The sequence below is a fragment of the Alkalicoccobacillus murimartini genome (assembly GCF_030813245.1).
GTDB lineage: Bacteria > Bacillota > Bacilli > Bacillales > Bacillaceae_D > Alkalicoccobacillus > Alkalicoccobacillus murimartini.
On sequence record NZ_JAUSUA010000007.1, the window covers coordinates 36,349 to 53,992 of the forward strand.

20 protein-coding genes and 1 tRNA gene are annotated in these 17,644 nt (G+C 39.7%); 3 read left to right on the forward strand and 18 right to left on the reverse strand.

The genetic code is table 11. The features are described 5' to 3' along the window. Positions 1-90 precede the first annotated feature (90 nt). From J2S05_RS18100 to J2S05_RS18110, 3 genes are all read right to left on the reverse strand, one after another. Positions 91-450 carry a DUF2513 domain-containing protein gene (locus tag J2S05_RS18100; RefSeq protein WP_306985308.1) on the reverse strand — a complete coding sequence of 120 codons (360 nt, stop codon included), beginning with the start codon at positions 448-450 and terminating at the stop codon, positions 91-93. A 73-nt stretch (positions 451-523) separates the two neighbouring features. Further along, positions 524-889 carry a hypothetical protein gene (locus J2S05_RS18105; RefSeq protein ID WP_306985309.1) on the reverse strand — a complete coding sequence of 122 codons (366 nt, stop codon included), beginning with the start codon at positions 887-889 and terminating at the stop codon, positions 524-526. Positions 890-964: 75 nt separating this feature from the next. Continuing rightward, on the reverse strand, positions 965-1,162 hold the full coding sequence (locus J2S05_RS18110; RefSeq protein ID WP_306985311.1) for a hypothetical protein: 198 nt from the start codon (positions 1,160-1,162) through the stop codon (positions 965-967). Between the two features lie 485 nt (positions 1,163-1,647). On the opposite strand from J2S05_RS18110, the gene J2S05_RS18115 reads away from it, so the two are divergent. Continuing rightward, positions 1,648-2,775 (forward strand): site-specific integrase, encoded by a 1,128-nt coding sequence (locus J2S05_RS18115; RefSeq protein WP_306985313.1) that lies wholly within the window; start codon positions 1,648-1,650, stop codon positions 2,773-2,775. Positions 2,776-2,880: 105 nt separating this feature from the next. Here J2S05_RS18115 and J2S05_RS18120 read toward each other — a convergent pair. Further along, a tRNA-Val gene (locus tag J2S05_RS18120) sits at positions 2,881-2,953 on the reverse strand. A 228-nt stretch (positions 2,954-3,181) separates the two neighbouring features. Here J2S05_RS18120 and J2S05_RS18125 point away from each other — a divergent pair. Then, on the forward strand, positions 3,182-3,370 hold the full coding sequence (locus J2S05_RS18125) for a hypothetical protein (RefSeq protein WP_306985316.1): 189 nt from the start codon (positions 3,182-3,184) through the stop codon (positions 3,368-3,370). Between the two features lie 21 nt (positions 3,371-3,391). On the opposite strand, the gene J2S05_RS18130 is transcribed toward J2S05_RS18125, so the two are convergent. The 14 genes from J2S05_RS18130 to J2S05_RS18195 form a co-directional block, all read right to left on the reverse strand. Next, positions 3,392-3,694, reverse strand: a complete 303-nt coding sequence (locus J2S05_RS18130) for a YrhK family protein (protein ID WP_306985318.1) — start codon at positions 3,692-3,694, stop codon at positions 3,392-3,394. 107 nt (positions 3,695-3,801) lie between these two features. Then, positions 3,802-4,947 carry a S8 family peptidase gene (locus J2S05_RS18135; RefSeq protein WP_306985320.1) on the reverse strand — a complete coding sequence of 382 codons (1,146 nt, stop codon included), beginning with the start codon at positions 4,945-4,947 and terminating at the stop codon, positions 3,802-3,804. Positions 4,948-5,170: 223 nt separating this feature from the next. Continuing rightward, positions 5,171-6,160, reverse strand: a complete 990-nt coding sequence (locus J2S05_RS18140; protein ID WP_306985322.1) for an LCP family glycopolymer transferase — start codon at positions 6,158-6,160, stop codon at positions 5,171-5,173. A 400-nt stretch (positions 6,161-6,560) separates the two neighbouring features. Then, complete coding sequence (fdhD, locus tag J2S05_RS18145) at positions 6,561-7,352, reverse strand: formate dehydrogenase accessory sulfurtransferase FdhD (RefSeq protein ID WP_306985324.1); 792 nt, start codon at positions 7,350-7,352, stop codon at positions 6,561-6,563. A gap of 26 nt (positions 7,353-7,378) precedes the next feature. Continuing rightward, positions 7,379-8,629, reverse strand: coding sequence for an L-lactate MFS transporter (locus tag J2S05_RS18150; protein ID WP_306985326.1), 1,251 nt, complete (start codon positions 8,627-8,629; stop codon positions 7,379-7,381). 29 nt (positions 8,630-8,658) lie between these two features. Further along, positions 8,659-9,336 (reverse strand): helical membrane plugin domain-containing protein, encoded by a 678-nt coding sequence (locus tag J2S05_RS18155; RefSeq protein WP_306985328.1) that lies wholly within the window; start codon positions 9,334-9,336, stop codon positions 8,659-8,661. A gap of 1 nt (position 9,337) precedes the next feature. Then, positions 9,338-12,286 carry a formate dehydrogenase subunit alpha gene (fdhF, locus tag J2S05_RS18160; RefSeq protein WP_306985330.1) on the reverse strand — a complete coding sequence of 983 codons (2,949 nt, stop codon included), beginning with the start codon at positions 12,284-12,286 and terminating at the stop codon, positions 9,338-9,340. A 126-nt stretch (positions 12,287-12,412) separates the two neighbouring features. After that, positions 12,413-12,913, reverse strand: a complete 501-nt coding sequence (locus J2S05_RS18165; RefSeq protein ID WP_306985547.1) for a MogA/MoaB family molybdenum cofactor biosynthesis protein — start codon at positions 12,911-12,913, stop codon at positions 12,413-12,415. 17 nt (positions 12,914-12,930) lie between these two features. Next, entirely contained in the window at positions 12,931-13,944 is a 1,014-nt protein-coding gene (gene moaA, locus J2S05_RS18170; protein ID WP_306985332.1) for a GTP 3',8-cyclase MoaA, read from the reverse strand. Between the two features lie 26 nt (positions 13,945-13,970). Beyond that, a complete protein-coding gene (locus tag J2S05_RS18175; protein ID WP_306985334.1) occupies positions 13,971-14,573 on the reverse strand; it encodes a molybdenum cofactor guanylyltransferase in 603 nt (200 codons plus the stop codon). Between the two features lie 6 nt (positions 14,574-14,579). Further along, positions 14,580-14,810, reverse strand: a complete 231-nt coding sequence (locus tag J2S05_RS18180; RefSeq protein ID WP_306985336.1) for a MoaD/ThiS family protein — start codon at positions 14,808-14,810, stop codon at positions 14,580-14,582. Then, a complete protein-coding gene (locus J2S05_RS18185; RefSeq protein ID WP_306985339.1) occupies positions 14,811-15,266 on the reverse strand; it encodes a molybdenum cofactor biosynthesis protein MoaE in 456 nt (151 codons plus the stop codon). It lies immediately after the preceding gene. Then, complete coding sequence (mobB, locus tag J2S05_RS18190; RefSeq protein ID WP_306985549.1) at positions 15,259-15,777, reverse strand: molybdopterin-guanine dinucleotide biosynthesis protein B; 519 nt, start codon at positions 15,775-15,777, stop codon at positions 15,259-15,261. Before mobB ends, J2S05_RS18185 begins: the two co-directional genes overlap by 8 nt. Next, positions 15,768-17,036 (reverse strand): molybdopterin molybdotransferase MoeA, encoded by a 1,269-nt coding sequence (locus J2S05_RS18195; RefSeq protein WP_306985340.1) that lies wholly within the window; start codon positions 17,034-17,036, stop codon positions 15,768-15,770. The genes mobB and J2S05_RS18195 overlap by 10 nt, the downstream gene beginning before the upstream one ends. 90 nt (positions 17,037-17,126) lie before the next feature. On the opposite strand from J2S05_RS18195, the gene moaC reads away from it, so the two are divergent. Next, entirely contained in the window at positions 17,127-17,609 is a 483-nt protein-coding gene (moaC, locus tag J2S05_RS18200) for a cyclic pyranopterin monophosphate synthase MoaC (protein WP_306985341.1), read from the forward strand. The last annotated feature ends 35 nt before the right edge of the window (positions 17,610-17,644 follow it).

Sequence of the window (17,644 nt, forward strand, 5' to 3'; positions counted from 1 at the left end):
ACTGGCTAGTGTCCTATGTAATATAGGTATGTTATTGGTGTGCAGTTTGGAGGGAATAAAAAAAGTCGCCTTAATAGACGACAAATTTTTTTATTGAGTTGTTGTCCCGAAGACTTGTTGCTCTAGAAATTTCATTCCTAAAGCTTTGACCATTTGTATTGGCATTGATCCGCCTTCTTCTTTTACTTTTTTCTTTACCTTTGTCCAGACAGTATCATTTTTGATGGCGTCTAGAAACTCATGATCACTCCACGTTAATGAAGTTGCAGCCACAGCTAAGTTCATTTTTGTCGATTGATTCATTCCACTAATCAAGCCTGCCTCAATTAATAGTTTCATATGATACATAACTTGATCCCTCGAGTAATTCTCGAACTTAGGTACTACAAAGGTTCCTCTAGCGTCGCCTTTTTCTTCAACTTCTAAACATATAAGTCTTACTAATTCCATGTCTCTTTCTATATAAAGCACCACCTTTATTTTATGAATAATCTTTAATAGCTTTCAGAGATATTTCAAACCATTAAACATGTTCTTCAATAGAAAGATCTTTCCATTGATTTCTAAGTTCTAATGTTTTGATAGCTTCTTTTGTCCAGTTAATTTCTATTTTCGCTTCATCAATTTCTTTTCTTCTTAAAACTAAAGCTTCGTTATATCTTCTTTCTGCCGGGTCAACTATTTGATCTTTGATTTTATTGTATGAAAAAATAGCTGCTCTATTAGCCTTTAATAAATATTGGGCCGCATCCAATTCAGCTTTTAACTTACTTAAGTCGCCCTGTTGACTTAAAACCTTTAACGCCTTATCCTGTCTTTCTTTTAATTCTTCAATTAATGCTTTGTGAGCTTTCTCAATTTGTTTAGAGGATACATTCACTTTAATCACCTAATCACCTCCCTCAACAAACAATATTCGCCAAGGAGTTACAAAGTCCTGCATTTTAGAAATGGTTGTAAATCATCAATATTCATTTTCTATAACTATAGCCGCAATCTCACTTGTTAAGATGTAAATCCGATCTTCATTTAATGAAATTGAATCTGCGCCTTTGCTTAGAGAAGCTTTGATCCAGCTAGAAGAAACAAGAATGCTTTTAGGATCAGAGGTATAACTAATTTCTTTACCGCTCTTCAAAGTTATAATTAAACTACTTTTCATTTAATCGCCTCCCTAGCAAACATAATTCGCTAAGAGTCCTTAAAATCCTTTTACTTCCACTAAAAAAGAACCACTCAAATGAGCAGCCCTTTTATCTAAACAATTTATTAATGCTTCTATTCACCGGACGTCTTATGGCCCGCCTTGCAATTCTCTGTGGGTATTTACCGTTCCCTATAGCTTTAGCATCTCCAAACGCTCTCAAGATCGCGAACAATGCTCTCAACATGATCACCAACTCCTTTGGTATCTTATACCTAAATTATACCACAAAAAGAAAGTAATTGGTAGGTGTTTCCTGCCTGTTGATTCATTTTCCATAATACAATAATATCACCTAAAAACAGCACTAAATCAAAAACTCTTAAAATCTTTATAAAATCATTTTTTATTTATTCTCAAACATCCTGTGACCTCCTACCTTTGCTTTTTCGACAGTATTGTATATAATACAAGCACATTATGTAATAAGGAGGGATATGGAATTGACCGCTTTTAAAGATGATAGTCTCAAAAAAAATAAGTGGTATTTTACAGTCGAAATTAAAGAAAACGGTAAAAGAAAGAGGATTAAACGAAGAGGATTTAGAACGGAGAAAATAGCTAAAGACGCTGAAAGAAAGCTGCTTAACGATCTGGACAAAGGTCTAAATATATATGAATCAACAACAATTTATAATGATTATATGAACGATTGGTTAAAAGATAAAAAGAATAAAGTGAAGCAAGGTACATATGAGAATTATGACTCTTTAATTAGAAATCACATCCTTCCATCTCTTGGAGAATTACCATTAATTAAAATTACACCAAGACATATTCAAAATTTGTATAATCACCTCAAGGACTCAAACAGTTTAAGCGGGGAGAACATTCAAAAGGTCCATACGATCATTAAGGGATCACTTCAAAAAGCTGTAGATTGGGATATGTTAATTAAGAATCCTGCATCTGTTGTAGAGAGACCCACAGCAGTAGTTGAAGAGATGAAATACTGGACTCACAAAGAATCAGTTACATTTTTAAATGCATCAAAAAACAGTAGATATTATTATATCTTTCTGCTTGGCATAACTACTGGCATGAGACAAGGTGAGATATTGGGCCTTCATTGGAATGATGTAAACTTTGAAGAAAAATCAATTTCAATTCGAGGAACATTAGATCATCAGGGCAAGAAATTCCAACCCTCTACAAAGACTAAATCAGGTATGCGAACTGTCGGGATAGATAGCCACACAGCCAATGAATTACAGAAACTAAAACAACGAACATTAAATGAAAAGATGAAGAATAGGGATATATATGAAGATAATGATTTGGTGTTTGCGACTGAATTGGGAAATTTCGTGAATCCAAGAAATATGTTGAGGGCTTTTTATAATTTAATTACTGTAGCAGAAGTACCCAAAATAAGGTTTCATGATCTAAGACATACGCATGTTGTGTTTCTTTTAGAAATGAGAGAGAACAGCAAGAGGATTGCTGAACGTTTAGGCTGGTCCAGTGTAAAGATGCTAGACAGATACAGTCATGTATCACCACATATGCAGAAGGATACTGCCGATGCTTTCGGGGATAAGTTCTTTTCGGCACCAAATGGCACCGAATGACTTTTACACACTAAAGGGCACCGAAATGGCACCAATTTTAATATATACCTTCATTTCGGTTTGAAGGCAAAAAGAAAAACCCTTATGTATCAAGGGTTTAGGGTATGACCCGTATTGGGCTCGAACCAATGACCTCCACCCTGTCAAGGTAGCGCTCTCCCAGCTGAGCTAACGGATCCTAATTATGTATAGGTTGAAGACATCTATTAATGTACCTTTTTTATGAGAGAAAGTCAACAAAAATAGAGACTACAAACATTTGGATCATCTGAATCTTTAGTCTTGCTATCATTAACAGTCTAAAGATTCATTGTTATTCAAGAGCTATCCAGGGTAGTGCGTTGTGTGAGACAATAGAAATAAGACTTACTAAAAGTCTAATTAAATGTAGTGAGTAGGCGATTCAATGTACCAGATCACTCGAACGGTCAATGGGAAAATAGAAGCGCTGAACGATTCAAACAGTCCTAATATAAAGCAATTTTTAACGTTGATGGATGCCGAATTAATGGCGAGCAAGTTAAACAAAAATACGTTACCTGATCATTTATGGTCTGTTCAGCCCTTAAATGATGAAGAGCAAACAACCAGTTAGTGCCTCTAACTGGTTGTTTTTTTAGTCTTCTTGAGATTTTGTTGGATTGTAGTTTCTTGAATGTTTCATTTCATTTCGTAATGACGTATCGTGCATCATTCTCAAAACGGGTCTACTCGCCAATAGAAGGCTACCACATAAATAAAGAGTGTTTCCGTACGTTTCCAGTTGTGATGAGAAATTCAAGCAACTTCCTACAACAAAAAAGAAACCAATTAATAAATCATTTACCGTTGTAATCAAACGGTATCTTTTACGAAAGAAAAATCTAAAGATACCTGCTTGCAAGTCTATGTACTCTTGTTCTTCTTTTTTTGAAATCATGTTCTCTCCCCTTTTTCATTTATTTAGTTTCCCTTTGTTTAGCTCTTTAAACTCTAAATTTCAAAGAAAAAAGCACAAGCCGCAAACGGCTTGTGCTTTTTTATGATTTATCGAGTTGCGGCGTTAGCGTTCACTAGCCCACTACCGTAAAGATTTGAGTTTCCTAGATTAGTAGATGTATTTTTCAGGTGATTTCGGATTTGTGTATGATTCCACGATGGATATCTTTGTTTCACAAGAGCTGCAGCTCCGGCTACGTGAGGAGTCGCCATAGAGGTTCCATTCAAGCTAACATAACGATTACCAGGATATGTGCTTTGCACGCCTACACCTGGTGCCACAATATCAATGCCTGCTCCATATTGTGAAAAGTTCGCACGGTTATTATTTTGGTCTGTCGCCCCTACAGCCATAGCATTTGCATAACGTGCCGGGTATCCAACAGAGCCTGACCCATTATTTCCTGTAGCAGCAATAACAAGTACTCCACGACTTGTTGCATAATTAACTGCTTGTTCAAGAGTTAAACTTGGAGCGTCACTACCTAAGCTGAGATTTGCCACGTGCATATTATTTGCACCTGCCCACTCAAGTCCTTGAGCGATACTACTGATACTTCCTCGTCCGTTTGCTCCAAGTACCTTTACTCCATAAATTTGCGCGTTCGGTGCAACACCAACAACTCCAATAGAGTTATTCAGAGCCGCTATTGTACCAGCCACATGAGTTCCGTGACCATTTCCATCAGCAATCGTTGGCTCACCAGGAACAAAACTTCTTCCTCCAGCAATATTCAAGTCACTATGTGCTGAAATACCCGTATCTAACACAGCTACTCTTACTCCAGAGCCTGTCCATCCACGGCTATTTGCTGTTGGAGCTTGTACTCTATTAATTCCCCAAGGCACCGACTGCTGAATCGATACTTCAAAATCCTCTTCAATGTATGAAATGCCCTCTGCTTCGTTTAGCGCATCAACATCCTCTGGATCTAGTTCAACTGATAATACGGGTATATAATCATAATCGTGAATAATATCTACATCAATGGATTCTTCATTCGACTGGTCTTCTTCAACAGAAAAAATACCAACTTGCTCTACTTCTTCGGTAAATGCTTCAAGTTCCGCTTCTTCCTCAAAGCCAATCAAGTACTTCACTTTTTCTTCTGCTGCCGATACAGAGTCAGCTACAGTAACCATGGCAGTTACACAAACAAGTCCTACAAATAGTTTTCCGATTCTTCTTTTCATTCGGTCGCCTCCTCAAGTTTTGACCAGTCTTAACTGGATAATGTAAGAGTAGCACGATTTATTTCCCTTGATTATTGGGAAATAGACAACTTATTCAGTTTTTTTTGATATTTCTACATTGAATAACTGTATATAGATATCCTATCTAAAGACTTGATTGGCATCCTCCTACTTTTCAAACAAAAAAAGAACCCCGCTCCGAGAGCAGGGTTCCCCTTTACGATTAATCAGCAACAGTTGGTGATGATTGCTGTAATCCTAGATGTTCTTGAAGCATGTTTTGTGTGTTAGCTAAAGACGTTTCATCTACTCTGACATAACTAACCCCGTCAGTCCCTCTAAATGGTTCACCTTCAAGCTGAAATTGCTCAATTTCACTAATAGATCCTGCATATCCATGTAATGCAACTAGATTCGCAAAGGATAGATCTGTTCTTAATGTGCTACCCAAACTGTCAAAAACTCTTCCGAAATTATCAATGCTTTGGAAAGAAGCAGCTTTGTCAATAATCGCAGCCATTACTTGTGCTTGACGCTGTCCACGCCCAAAATCTCCACCACTATTCGCGCTTTTACGCTCACGTGTGTATGCTAAGGCATGTTCACCATCCAACTCAGTCGGACCTTCTGTAAAGTTAAGAGTCTGACCGCCTTCTGTGAAATCAAATGTGTACTTTACGTCCACATCAATGCCATCTAATGCATCAACAATATCTTTAAAGCCATCGAATTTTACTGTTGCATAATAATCAATTGGGATATCTAAGAAATTTTCTACGGTTGCAACCGTCATATCAATCCCGCCAAAAGCATTCGCATGATTAATTTTATCCTGAGTGCCTCGTCCTGCGATTTCAACATATGAATCTCGCGGTATACTTGTCAGAATAATAGAACGTTCCGATCGGTTAAATGTTGCGACCAGAATTGCATCCGTACGAGCATGATCTTCACCAGGTCTTGCATCGTCACCTAGCAATAGGACTGAAAAGTTATGCTTCCCAACATCCACTGCTTCAGTACGAAGCTCTGATTTCTCTCCACGTTCTAATGTTGAATGAAATTCGTTTTCTGCGCTTTTTGCTTTCAAGTAGAGATAACCTGCTCCACTGACGACAACTAAAAGGAATATAGATGCTAATGCAAGCAAAACCTTGAGTACGCGTTTTGATTTACGCTTCCCTCGCCTTTGCTTTCGAGAATTCTTTTCCATAATTAAACCTCACTTTTTCGCTTTACATACAAGTACTATATACATATACATCGGGTAGTTATAATTATACATTTATAAATATTACCTTAGAACGCACTAAACATAAAGATGATACCATAAATCTACATAAATCTACAACATTCTATTTACACTCTACTATCGGCTAACTATCCTACTTCCTTTATAGAAAGCTGTAAAATCAAACTCGAAAATTTATATCACTATACTTATTTTCATAAACAAACCAAAGCATAACTTCAAGAATTACAAGAAGGGTAGAAATCAAACCCACTAAACAGGCAAGTCTTTTTTGCCTTAACTGCTATCTTATCAAAAATGAAGAATTCAAGATACCTATAATGTTAGAAATATTGCGAAACAACACATAAAAATTATTTTCTTACGTTATTCGATCTGGGCACGTATAGACATTAAATGATTGATTTCGTATGAAACCTACCGTTGTTATACCTAACTCTTCGGCAAGATCTAACGCCCTTTCTGTTGGAGCTGATTTTGAGAGCACAAGTTCACAACCAATCTTTGCTGCTTTTAATAGTATTTCAGAAGAAATACGTCCACTAAAAAGCAAAAATGAACCGTCTAAAGATAGGTCATGTCTAAGACAGTATCCATAAAGCTTATCAAGTGCATTATGTCGGCCAATGTCCATTCTACTAAGTATCATCCCTTGCTCGTTACATAATGCAGCATTATGCACGCCACCTGTTTGTTTAAAGGTGTACGCAGCATCTTGGAGTTGATTCATATAATAAAAACAGTCCTTTGCCTTAAGCTGAACCGTTTGTTTTATCATTTTTTTCGCTATTAACGCATCGTGTGCAAATACAAAACCCTGCCTGCTGCCACCGCAGCAGGAGGTCAAATAGCGTTTTTGTTGAAGTTGATGAAAAAGAGGATTTAACCGAATGGATTCAACATGTATGAATCCGCCTTTCTCGTCTATTCTCAAGCTTTTTATATCTGAATACTTTTTAATAATACCCTCTGAGATCAAATACCCTATAGCTAAATCTTCAAGATAATCCGGAGTGCAAACCATCGTCACTATTTCATTTCCGTTAATCTTTAAAGTAAGGGCATATTCTGCTGCTACTGTGTCTTCCACTTCTGAGATACCTTCTGATGAATACCTACGTATAGAGCGGGTTGTAACTTTTGCTGTTTCCATAAAATTCAACCTTTCTCTCTTTCAAATTATGCTAGTTTCCGTATTTTCCTTATGTTTACCCGGATCATCAGAGAGATAACTAATGCGACAGCAAAAGCACCGGCAAAAATATACATCGTTAATGAATAACTTTCTGTTGTCTCACGCAGATACGCAACGATTAATGGTCCAACAAGCCCCGCAGCTGCCCAAGCTGTTAAAATGTAACCATGAATGGCCCCTAGCTGTTTTGTACCAAAAACATCTCCTATAAACGCAGGAATTGCTGCAAAACCTCCACCATAACAAGATAAAATAATAAAAATGAGAATTTGGAAGCCATACTCATTTGAGACGATTGGTAACAGAGCAAATGCCACAAGCTGAATAGCAAAAAAAGCAGTGTAAACATTTGGCCTTCCTATATAATCTGATATGGACGCCCAGCCAAGGCGACCAAATCCATTAAACAATCCCATAATTCCAACCATAGTCGCTGCGGCAGCAGCTGATAGTCCAGCCAAATCCTGTGCCATAGGTGAAGCCACTGAAATAATGGCAATCCCACAGGAAACATTAATAAATAACATAGCCCACAACGCCCAAAAACGAACCGTTTTTACAGCTTGATTCGCTGTAAGTTGTGCTAGATCACGAGGCGCTTCTTTCTTCTGTTTTTTCTTTTCCTTTTGTTTGTCTTCTTTCATAGATTTTGGTTCCCACCCTTTAGGTGGTGGAGCCAAATATAAAGAGGAAGCTAACATAAGAACAAAGTAAATACCACCTGTTATAAAAAAGGTCCAAGATATGCCAACCCAATTGATTAATGCTTCAAACACTGGACTAGCAATTAAGGAAGCAAAACCAAACCCCATAATGGCTAGACCTGTTGCGAGCCCTCGCCTATCAGGGAACCACTTTACTAGAGAGGACACTGGTGTGATATAACCAATACCAAGCCCGATACCCCCGAGCATCCCATAAAAGAAATACAATAAATAAAGAGATCCAATTTCATTTGCAAAGCCTGAACCAAGAATTCCAATCCCAAAACATACGGTAGCCAAAAGACCCGATTTTCGTGGTCCATATTTCTCAACAAAATGGCCCATAAAGGCAGCAGATAACCCTAGAAAAAGTATAGCAATACTAAACGTCAGTTGAACCTCACTCAAGCTCCAATCATGCTGATCGCTTAACGGATTTGTGAATACACTCCACGAGTAGACGGAACCAATCGAGATGTGAATACCTACAGCTGCCAATGCAATCAGCCAGCGGTTTTTCGTTTTCCCCATTACACCTGCTCCCTTCTGTACACTTCCTTCTAGTTATTTTCAGCTAAAGCTTTCTTTCCAAGAGCTATAGTAACAGTTAAAAGTGATAGACCCGCGGCTGCCGCTGCCCATTTCCATGTATTTAATTTTGGTGGGTAAGCTTTAGACTCTTCCTCTTCTGCTTCGTACTTTGTATCTACCTGATGGTCTTGATCTACTTGCTCTTCCGGTCGTTTTGTTGTCCGTTCCTTGTCATCCTGATCTTCTCCCATACCTTTTAAGAATGCTACCGAGAGATTAAGTGCATTGCGGAATTCGGTATCCTTTAAGGCTCGTAAAAGTGTGAGGTAACTTGATTGATTTTCGACTTTTTCAAATTCTGCAACCCTTGCAATTCCTTGATTGATCTTTAAAACAATAGGTTCAAGTTGCTGTACATTTAAGGTGCCTAGCACACCTGCCATTAGTAACAGGTTCTTTACCGAGCGAGCTGTTTCCGGATTATCGACTGTTTTGGCCAGAATATCCATCACCTGATCTCCCTCACTAAAAAGAGCAGTTAGCATAGGCAGAATTTTTCGGTCCTGCATATGCTGAATGATTTCAAACGTTTCTTGAACAGCATCCTTATGCTCCACTAACAGCTGTTGAAGTTCGAGAACTTCTTTTTCTCTTATCTCCTGCTCACTATAAGTCGCTCGACGAATAGTAGTCGTTGCTTTGGCCATGTTATTTCGACTCCTTTTTCACCAGATCTCCAGGGAAAGTGTAATCATCTCTCTGCCATTTTTTCTCAATCGCAACACCAATTTGAGGTTGCGGATTTCCGTTTCGGTGGTTAATACGTGGAAGAGGTGACTCACCTTTTTCCCTCAATATCTCAAGCTTGGCGCTGACTTCTTTGTAGGCAGGTGTATCCGTGTCCTTATCTGCATAACTGCTAGTCAGATAATTTATGGCTCCTTCACCAGCATCATTAAGTGGCAAGTAAACTTCTTTACCTTTTACTCGATCAGTAATAAGACATTCCACTTTCACGTTTCCATATGGTGACGTTAGTCTCACTAACGTTCCGTCATTGAGCCCTCGTTCTTCAGCTAATTCAGGCGACACCTCAAGAAAAACAGTTGGTGTTTTTGAGGTAATCCCTTTCGATTTGTAGGTCATATTTCCCTCATGGAAATGCTCTAACAGTCGTCCGTTGTTTACATGTAAATCATATTCTTCTCCATACTCCAATGGTTTTGTCCATTCAACAGGGAATAGTTTGGCTTTTCCATCCGGGAACGGAAACTCATCTAAAAATAACACCGGTTGATCTGTTCCATCAGCTGCAACTGGCCATTGAAGACTGTTATACCCTTCAAGCCTCTCGTAGGAAACTCCCGCAAATAACGGGGCTAGTGATGCGGCTTCATCCATAATTTCGCTTGGATGGCTGTACGACCACTCTGCACCCATTCTGTTTGCTACTTCCATAATAATCTGCCAATCTGGCTTAGAATCTCCGAGTGGTTCAAGTGCTTGATATAGACGTTGGAAACGTCGTTCTGTATTGGTAAAGGTCCCTTCCTTCTCAAGACTTGGACTAGCAGGTAAAACAACATCAGCATATTGAGCAGTTTTTGATAAAAAGATATCTTGTACCACAAAAAAATCAAGCTTTTCAAACGCTTCGTGTACATAGTTTAGATTCGAATCGACAAGCCCCATATCTTCTCCCTTTAAATACATCAGCTTTAAATGACCTTCATGAACCGCATCGATCATTTCGTGGTTATTTAAACCTGGTTCCTCTGGCAGAGATACTGACCAACCTTGTTCATACTTTTTACGGACTTTTTCATCAGTCACTTTCTCATAACTAGGGAATCGATCCGGCATGCTACCAAAGTCGCTGGCCCCCTGTACATTATTATGACCACGTAACGGATAGCTTCCTGCTCCAGGCTTACCATAATTACCCGTAATCAAAAGAAGGTTGGATATAGCTGTACTTGTGTCACTACCACCAAGGTGCTGGGTTACGCCCATCGCCCACAACACACACACTGTATTCACCTCAGCAATGCGCTCAGCCATAAAGATAAGTGTATCCTTAGAAACTCCCGTGACCTCTTCGGCGTAATCAAGTGTGTATGGAGCTAGACTTGCGATGTACTCTTCTAAATCATTCACTCGACGATCAAGGAATGTCTGATCTTGCCAGCCTTGGTCTACGATATATTTAGTAATAGCAGATAACCAGACTAGGTCACTACCCGATGATGGCTGAATAAACAGGTCTGCCCGCTCTGCCATCTCATGTTTGCGTAAGTCAGCAACAAATAAGGTTTGACCTTTCAGTTTATGAGAACGTTTTACACGAGTAGCAAGAACAGGGTGTGATTCTGCCGTGTTCGTTCCAATCGCTAATACGAGTTCAGACTGTTCAATATCCGTAATTGACCCTGAATCTCCACCGTATCCAACCGTACGAAATAATCCCATGGTAGCAGGCGATTGACAATATCTCGAACAATTATCGATATTATTTGTGCCTACTACAGCTCTAGATAGTTTTTGCATCAAATAGGATTCCTCGTTCGTACATTTTGATGAACTAATAAAAGCCATGGAGTCAGGTCCATACGTCTCTCTAGTCTCTTTAAATTTACTTTCAATAAGAGAAAGAGCTTCTTCCCACTCCGCCTCGCGGAACTCATTTCCATCTCGGATTAGGGGTTTCGTCAGGCGTTCTTCGCTGTTCACAAAGTCCCAGCCGAATTTCCCCTTAATACAGGTTGAAATTCCATTTGCAGGCGCTTCAATTTGTGGCTCCACTTTTAAAATTTTGCGGTCTTTTGTCCATATATCAAAGGCACATCCTACACCGCAATATGTACAAACAGTTTTTGTTTTCTCAATATGCTCTTCCCGCATGGCAGCTTCCATATCTGATATAGCGAGAATTGAACCATAACCCGTTTCAACATTTTTTGTAGTTTCAATCATTGGACGAAGTGTCTTTTTGGCAATTGCAGTCAAAAATCCAGCCTCTCCCTCCATACCGGTCTCCATCATCGCATTACAAGGGCAGACGGTTGAACAATGTCCACAGGATACACAGGAGGATTCATTGATTGGTGTGTCTTTATCCCAAATCACACGCGGTTTTTCTCTCTCCCAATCAATAGAAAGGGTTTCAGTTACTTGTACATCTTGACATGCCTCTACACAACGACCACATAAAATACACTGATCCGGGTCATATCGGTAAAATGGATTTGAGTGATCCACCTCATAAGGTTTGTGCGCAAAAGGTACACTTTGATGATTAATCTTCATATCTTTTACTGTATTATGTATCTCACAGCCTCCGTTGTTGTAATCACAAACGGTACAATAAAGCTCATGATTTACGAGGATTCGATCCATTGCAATGGTTTGGGCCTCTTTAATATGCTTGTCCTCTGTTTGAAGAACATCACCTTCTTTTAATTCTGTTGAGCATGAACGGACAAACTCGCCGTTCACTTCGATAATACACGTATCACAGGTTTCAATTGGTCCAAGACTTGGATGATAGCAAACTGTTGGAATATCAACCTCCTGTTCCTTTAAAAGTTGTAGGGCGGTCTGGCCTTCTGTCATTTGAACCTCTTTATCATTCATCTGAATATTGATTTGTTTTGACACAAACTCACGTCTCCTTTCTTTTTGAATAATCTCTAGATTCAGTCTTTTTATATTTTACCCTCACACTAAATCACTTAAACTTATTTGTATACGCTTACAATTTTCTTCTCGGGAATCATCCCGATTTTACTTATTTAATTCTTGAATGATATGACTAAGCTGCAGAAGAATTAATTTCTCCATAGCTAACGTTACAGCACCTGTTGAACCTGGCATCGAAAACACCGCTTTCCCTTCAACTGTTCCTGCAATTGCTCTTGAAAGCATGGCTGCTGATCCAATATCATACTGGTAACTGATATAACGAAACAACTCACCAAATCCAGGCAACTGCTTTTCGAGCAGTTTCTCAACGACCTCATAGGTCACATCACGTTTTGATACCCCAGTTCCGCCATTTAATAAAATGGCTTCAACCGATGGAGAGGTAAGTCCTTCTTCAATAGCAGATTGAATAGAAGTTTTGTCGTCTTTCACAATATCATGACTAACAACCACATGGCCAGATTGTAAAAGTAGCGTTGAAATCGCAGCCCCACTTTTATCTGTTTCCTTTGTTCTTGTATCACTAACTGTGATGATTTTACAGGCCACTGAACGGGTAGATGTATGAGCTGTCATGCTTATTCTCCTTTTTGTCTTCATTAACCACCGATATAAGACATTTCAATTTTTGGACGGTTGGCTGACGATTCCTCTGTGCGTTCATCGGAATAACGATCGCTGCGCTTCTTCCAAATTCTTCTTAGTTCATCCTCCATACTGTGCTCTTGATTTGTATCTCCACGCATGATCGCACGAAGATCATGCCCTTTTGTTGCGAATAAACAAGTAAAAAGTTTGCCTTCAACAGAAACTCTTGCTCTAGTACAGGATGAACAAAAGGACTGAGATACAGAAGAAATGACCCCTATCTCACCAGATGAATCTGTAAATGCATACCGGCTGGCCACTTCCCCATAATAGGATGGTTCTAGTGAACGGACACCAAAATGACTTTGAAGCAATGAGATAATCTCTTTTTTGGTTATAACAGAATCTAACTTCCATCCATTTGTACTGCCAACATCCATAAATTCGATAAAACGTAATGTCACATTTTTCCCTTTAAAAAACGCAGCCATCGGAATGACCTGATGATCATTCACATGTTTTTGTACAACCATATTAATCTTCACGTCTAAGCCAGCTTCTTTTGCCGCTTCAATCCCCTTTAATACGGGTTTGATGCCAACATTTCGTCCGTTCATTTTCTTAAAAACTTCATCATCTATGGCATCTAAGCTTACATTCACCCGTTTAAGCCCTGCTTCCTTTAGAGCACGTGCATGCTTTGGTAGAAAAACAGCATTGGTCGTAAGCGCGACATCCTTTATACCCTCAATTCGGGTAAGTTTGTTAACTAATGTAGGCAAGTCCTTGCGTAGCAGGGGTTCTCCTCCTGTTATACGAACCTTCTCCACACCAAGAGATGCTGCGGCTTTTACCACTCGTTCAATTTCAGCAAAGGTTAAATAGTCTTCCGGAGGTAAAAAGGCATAATCAGGGCCAAATATCTCTGCTGGCATGCAATAAGAACATCTAAAGTTACATTGATCCGTTACAGAAATTCGAATATCACGAAGCGGTCGACCTAACGTATCTGTTACTGAAGACATCGTTACACTCCTTTCCAGCAATTAGCTTAATCCTCCTTACGTAATGCTTGATAGGTAGGATCATCATTGATGTTACTAAATTTTTCGATTGGAATCCCCAACTCGAGTGCGTCCACATAACGCGTTGTGACGCTACTCAGAAAATTCATCATTCGATACTGACCGGCTTGAAGCTGCGAATATACAGAAGGAAAACAATCATGTTGATATAAGGCAGCTAGTGGTTGAATGCGATCGTTCACAATTGGAACAACTGCTTGTATGGTGTTATCTTGGAATTGAATCAGTGATTCGATTGCTTTAGAATCCAAAAGGGGCATATCAACAGCCATTACGACGTACCACTCGGCAGGAAATTTCATCATCGCACTGTATATGCCTGCCAAAGGTCCTTTTCCAGCAAAAACATCCACGTCTTCGATGATGACCAGATTTTCTTCTGTAGAAAAGTATGATGTAAGATCAGATCGACTAACTAGAATCGTTTGATCAACATGAGCAGATAGCGCATCTACGATTCTTTTATAGAAACGACGATTTTGATAGACAGCAAAAGCCTTCTCACCGTCAAATCTAGATGACTCTCCTCCAGCTAAAACAATCCCTACTCGTTTGGCTTTGGCAGACATAAAGGATTACCCTCCACTTACCGGAGGAATAAGCGCCAAAATATCCCCATCCTGTATGATTGTCTTTTGGTCAGCATATTCTTCATTCACTGCAACCATAATCGAGTCTAAGTTAATAGAGTATGTTATTTGCAATTCATCTAATAATGCCTCAACCGTTTTCTCTTTATACGAAAACTCAAGAGTGTGTGAGCCTATTTGCTCTTCTAGATGAGCAAAACATTTAACAGTGATCATCTATTTTTCCTCCTCTGGAACCCCTGAAACTGTCTCAAGCTGATTCCCAATCCATTCACTACCATCTTCCCATTGCTCTTTTTTCCAAATTGGCACGATTTGCTTGATCCGCTCAATTGCATATTCGTTTGCCGCGTATGCATCTTTTCGATGTGGCGTTGACACGGCTATCACAACAGCTATGTCGGATATTTGTAGATGACCAGTTCGGTGCCAAATAGCCGATAACGCATCTGGCCATCGTTCGTTAATCTCTTCCCCAATTCGCTGTAGTTGTTTAACGGCCATCGATTGGTAGGCATCATATCGTAAGGAAAGAGTCTTTCTCCCTTGAGTAAATTCCCTTACAGTGCCTGTAAATGTGACAACAGCTCCAGCTTCTCTACGTATGACTTTCTGTGTAATCGTCTCTATATTTAGCTGGTCCTTGGTAACAGAATAGAATGACTCATTCATGTTTTTGCCCCCTTATATACTCAAGTAGCCAGGAAAGGTAGCTCTGCTCGTCTTGTCTATTAAAAAAAGGAAAGTCCATTGAATAGGTTGGTTGTTGCTGACTGATCACGGCAATGGTTTGATTGACTTGATCTAAAAGCTCCTCATCTTTTTCATCTCTCAACAAAACAACCTTTGGATAATGCCAAGCTTTATACCCTTCAATCAAAATTACATCTAACGGCAGTCGTGTTAGAAAACTGAGCATAAACTCAGGATCCGTTTCATCTAGCTGGGCTGTTAGGTGCATAACGCCGTCTCCTTCAACCGCGCTAATGGCCGCACCAGCTGCATAATGTTTGTCACTATCTTTAATAGGTTTGGAAATAGGTGCTCCTCCATGTCCATGATGTTTGATTGTTCCAACTCGTAATTTTTGTTTAGAGGCTTCCTCAATTAACCGGCAAACCAACGTAGTTTTCCCGCTATTTTGGTAACCAACTACCTGAAGGATGACAGGGTTTAATCCCATGGCCACTCGCTACCTTCCGCTGTTTCAAGTAGAAGGACATCCACAACATCACCTGATTCGTATCCTCTTGTTCCACCTGGCAACATCATAAATGCCTCTGTTTTAGCTAGTGAGCTAACCGCACTCGATTTATTAAATCCACTAGGCGAAACCTGTATCCGATCGTTTGAATAAGTGACGTGACTAGGAACAAAACGCGTAAACGGATTCGCTTTTGGGAAAGATTCAATGAGTGTAGCCTTTACTTTTTTAAGGTGAGGTTTTTCCTGGAATAAACTCATTCCAATCACAGGCCGAACAAAAACCTCGAATCCTACATAACAGGCTGAAGGATTTCCTGATAAACCAAACAGTAACGTATCTTGCCAGACAGCAACGGTTGTTACACTTCCTGGTCGCATCGCGATTTTGTTAAATAAAACGTCTGCTTCAAGTTTAGCATAGACCTCAGGAAGCAGATCAAAATCCCCTACGGATACACCACCCGTTGTGATTAACATATCCACCTGCTCTGCTGTTTCTTTAATCTTGGTGTAACAACGATCAAACTCATCTGGTAAGCTGCCTAAATACCTTGGGATGGCTCCAGCACGTTCGATTTGAGCTAACAGCATGTGCGTATTACTGTTGCGAATTTTACCCGGTTCAAGCGAATCTCCCAGATCTAATAACTCTGAGCCCGTTGCATAAACCCCTATTGTTGGTTTTTTGGCGACCTTCACATACTCGTATCCAAAAGTTGCTAAAAGCGCACTTGTTCCTGGATTTATGACCGTACCTTTTTGGATTAAAACGGTCCCTTCCCCTACATCTTCTCCTTTATATGAGATGTTATGACCAGATGGGAACGCACGTTTAATCGTCATATAGTCGATTTCATCTTTAGAAAAAGCGTCCGCTAATTCCAGCATCACAATGGCATCACACTCAATTGGAAGCATTGCTCCAGTCATAATTCGAACGGCTTCACCTGGTTGAACATGTTGAGAGCACACGGACCCTGCGCCAATGGTCTCAATGACCCGAAACGTCTTAGGGTGATCTCTACTTGCCTCAGATGAATCCTCTGAACGAATGGCAAACCCGTCATAGGGCGAACGATCAAATGGTGGAACTGAATGCTTGGCAATAAGATCTTCAGCTAATGTTCTACGATACGCACCATGCAGATGAACGAGTTCAGTCTCTTGTCCCAGGCGTATTTTGATTACTTTTTTAACTGCTTCGCTAACCGATATTGGGGTTCGCTTCTCTACCACTCGTTTCACTCCATCCATTCTATCTATTTATACAATTGTCGACATGGTACAATACGTTCAAATGTAGAAAAAAAGAGGTGTCCTATACCAATGTCTGAATTTACACATTTTAATAATCAAGGTCGTGCCAAAATGGTCGATATAACCGATAAACAAGAAAGTCATCGATCAGCCACAGCTCACTCCAGTATTACTGTAAATAAATCTATTTATCAGGGCATTACATCCAACCAAATGAAAAAAGGAGATGTGCTTGCTGTTGCTCAAGTTGCAGGCATTATGGCAGCAAAGCAAACGTCCACGCTAATACCTATGTGTCATCCAATCCCCATTAGTGGCGTAGATATTCAATTTGAGTGGCTTCAACTGAAAGAAGACCATCAGCTACAAATCGACGTGACTGTCAAAACAAAAGGAAGCACAGGCGTTGAAATGGAGGCGCTATCCGCCGCAAGTGTTTGTGCGTTAACTGTCTACGATATGTGCAAAGCACTAGATAAAGGGATGGTCATCGGTCAAACCTATCTTAGCCACAAATCTGGCGGCAAGAATGGTGACTTTTCCCGAACGTAAATAATTCATAACTTTTCGATTACTTCCTATTAGTT